Annotated in this window: 2 rRNA genes; both read right to left on the reverse strand. The window is 57.0% G+C overall.

Annotated elements, in window-relative coordinates:
• A 23S ribosomal RNA gene (locus AC1DIM_RS19735) occupies window positions 1–676 on the reverse strand; the annotation flags it as partial.
• A 560-nt stretch (window positions 677–1,236) separates the two neighbouring features.
• A 16S ribosomal RNA gene (locus AC1DIM_RS19740) occupies window positions 1,237–1,478 on the reverse strand; the annotation flags it as partial.

The raw sequence follows: 1,478 nt of genomic DNA on the forward strand, positions 1-1,478 counted from the left end.
GCAGGCTCATTCTTCAAAAGGCACGCCGTCACCAGAATCAGACTGGCTCCGACGGATTGTAAGCACACGGTTTCAGGTACTGTTTCACTCCCCTCCCGGGGTACTTTTCACCTTTCCCTCACGGTACTGGTCCGCTATCGGTCATTAGGAAGTATTTAGGCTTATCAGGTGGTCCTGACAGATTCACACGGGATTTCTCGGGCCCCGTGCTACTTGGGATCCTCTCCAGGCGGCACACAACATTACGGTTACGGGGCTAACACCCTCTCCGGCCGGCCTTTCAAGACCGTTCACCTATGCCTGCACTCTCACCCCACCGGTCCGGCAGAACCAGTACGGAAAGTCCCACAACCCCGCCCATGCAACGCCCGCCGGCTATCACACATGGAACGGTTTAGCCTCATCCGCGTTCGCTCGCCACTACTAACGGAATCACTCTTGTTTTCTCTTCCTGCGGGTACTGAGATGTTTCACTTCCCCGCGTTCCCCCCACGCACCCTATGTGTTCAGATGCGGGTCACCAGATCACGCAAAACGCGTCTGGCGGGGTTTCCCCATTCGGACATCCTGGGATCACCGTTCGGTTATCAACTCCCCCAGGCTTATCGCAGATTCCTACGTCCTTCTTCGGCTCCTAATGCCAAGGCATCCACCGTGTGCCCTTAAAAACTTGACCACACAAGATCAAAAAACTTCTCGAGAGAACCAAACCCCCGAAAGGGCCGGGTTCATAAAAAGAAATTGCTGTAAGACACACACACCCCACCACCCCACAAGAGGCAATGACCATGCGCGTGCCTAGATGCTCGCGTCCACTATGTAGTTCTCAAACAACAACCCCGTACCACACACCCCCCGCACCCCCGCCACCCCCAAAGGGACGACCGGGAACACACGAAGAAATGCAGCCAGGAAACCAGAAACACACAAACCCGCCCGGAACCACGCAACCCACACAGGCCACGCACCCCCCGACGGCCCTGTTGCCTCAGGACCCAACAGTGTGCCAAACACGAAAACCGGACAACCCCCCACCCGCACCGTTCCACAACACCCCACCACAAAAATGACAGGACATCCGTACTGAACGCGGGAAAGAAACCACCCGGCCGCTATCTGCTGATATTCCACCCATGAGCACCCACCGCAGAACAGACGCCTGCGCAATGGGCTTTGCTTCCACACACCCCCAACCAACCATGCGGAAGGAAGAAGGGCGATAATGGTGCTCCTTAGAAAGGAGGTGATCCAGCCGCACCTTCCGGTACGGCTACCTTGTTACGACTTAGTCCCAATCGCCGGTCCCACCTTCGACGGCTCCCCCCACAAGGGTTAGGCCACCGGCTTCGGGTGTTACCAACTTTCGTGACTTGACGGGCGGTGTGTACAAGGCCCGGGAACGTATTCACCGCAGCGTTGCTGATCTGCGATTACTAGCGACTCCGACTTCATGGGGTCGAGTTGCAGACCCCAATCCG

The organism is Pseudarthrobacter sp. 01T43, from assembly GCF_056398665.1.